The organism is Neisseria sp. P0009.S007 (genome assembly GCF_051962515.1).
In genome coordinates this window covers 1-1,757 of sequence record NZ_JBQCVF010000268.1, presented here as the reverse complement: position 1 = coordinate 1,757, position 1,757 = coordinate 1, and the positions used below count along the sequence as shown (strand labels likewise).

At 48.0% G+C, this 1,757-nt stretch carries 1 protein-coding gene and 1 pseudogene; one reads left to right on the top strand and one right to left on the bottom strand.

Annotated elements, in window-relative coordinates; all coding sequences use genetic code 11:
- Window positions 1–155 (bottom strand): annotated as a pseudogene (locus tag ACTHS3_RS12325) (superoxide dismutase [Fe]); the annotation flags it as partial.
- Between the two features lie 154 nt (window positions 156–309).
- Between ACTHS3_RS12325 and dnaB the strand changes: the two are divergent.
- On the top strand, window positions 310–1,716 hold the full coding sequence (gene dnaB, locus ACTHS3_RS12320) for a replicative DNA helicase (RefSeq protein WP_070608246.1): 1,407 nt from the start codon (window positions 310–312) through the stop codon (window positions 1,714–1,716).
- Window positions 1,717–1,757 lie beyond the last annotated feature (41 nt).

Here is a 1,757-nt window from a genome sequence, read left to right as displayed (position 1 = left end):
GGCATTTCTTCAAACTCAGTGCCTTTGATTTGATTGTTCAAATTGGTGATGTAAGTTTGATGGTGTTTGCCGTAGTGGAACTCCAAAGTTTCTTTGGTCAGATGAGGGGACAACGCATCCAGTTCATAAGGCAATTGTGGTAGCTTGTGTTCCATTTTTATGCTCCTAATTATTGATATTTATATTTTGGTAGTGTGTGTTGTCAAATCGACAACATTGCTATTTTACCTGCTTTAGCCTAAACAAACCAATTGAACTTACACTGCGCTATAATAGTGGATTGCAATTTTCCAGCCAGAGATGCCCGTCATGAGCAATTATTCCGATATGCCGTCTGAAGACCGTGAAATCAGCGCATTGTCACTGCCGCCACATTCCACAGAAGCGGAGCAATCCGTCTTAGGCGGCCTGATGCTGGAAAATTCTGCTTGGGACCGTATTGCCGATGTCGTTTCCGGCGAGGATTTCTACCGTCACGAACATCGCCTGATTTTTCGTGCTATTGCCAACCTGATTAATGAAAGCCGTCCTGCCGACGTCATTACCGTCCAAGAAAATTTGGAACGCAATGAAGAATTGGAAGCTGCAGGCGGATTCAACTATCTGATTACACTGGCGCAAAACACGCCATCTGCTGCCAATATCCGCCGCTACGCCGAAATCGTGCGCGAACGTTCCATCATGCGCCAGCTTGCCGAAGTCGGCACGGAAATTGCGCGTAACGCATACAATCCGCAAGGGCGCGATGCAGGCCAGCTTTTGGACGAGGCAGAAAACAAAGTATTCCAAATCGCCGAAATTACCGCCAAATCCAAACAAGGCTTCCTTGAGATGCCCGACCTTTTGAAAGAAGTGGTCGAACGCATCGATATGCTTTATTCGCGAGACAATCCTGATGAAGTAACCGGCATATCGACAGGTTTTATCGACCTTGACAAAAAAACATCAGGTCTCCAACCGGGCGATTTGATTATCGTCGCAGGCCGTCCTTCCATGGGTAAAACTGCCTTTTCGATCAATATTGCGGAACACGTTGCCGTAGAAAACAAATTACCTGTCGCCGTATTCTCCATGGAGATGGGCGGTGCACAGCTGGTCATGCGTATGCTGGGTTCGGTAGGACGTTTGGATCAAAGCGTCTTAAAAACCGGCAGATTGCAAGACGAACACTGGGGCCGTCTGAACGAAGCGGTCGTCAAACTCTCCGATGCACCCATGTATATCGATGAAACGCCGGGCTTGACCGCGCTAGAACTGCGCGCCCGCGCCCGTCGTCTTGCGCGCCAGTTCAACGGCAAATTGGGTTTGATCGTCATCGACTACCTGCAATTGATGTCAGGCTCCGGCCGTTCTGACAACCGCGCTTCCGAGCTTGGCGAAATTTCCCGCTCACTCAAAGCATTGGCCAAAGAATTGCAAGTTCCCGTCATTGCCCTGTCGCAGTTGAGCCGTACTGTTGAACAACGTACCGACAAACGGCCGATGATGTCCGACTTGCGTGAATCCGGCGCAATCGAACAAGATGCCGACTTAATTATGTTTATGTATCGTGATGAATACTACAACTCAGAATCACCCGCAAAAGGCTTGGCGGAATGTATTATCGGCAAACACCGTAACGGTCCCGTCGGAAAAGTATTCCTCACTTGGATGGGCCAATTTACCAAATTTGATAATGCTGCCTATGTTCCAGAATCCATGTTGATGGAAGATTGAGACAGATTGTCTGAAAAACTAACCGAATTTCATATTTCATT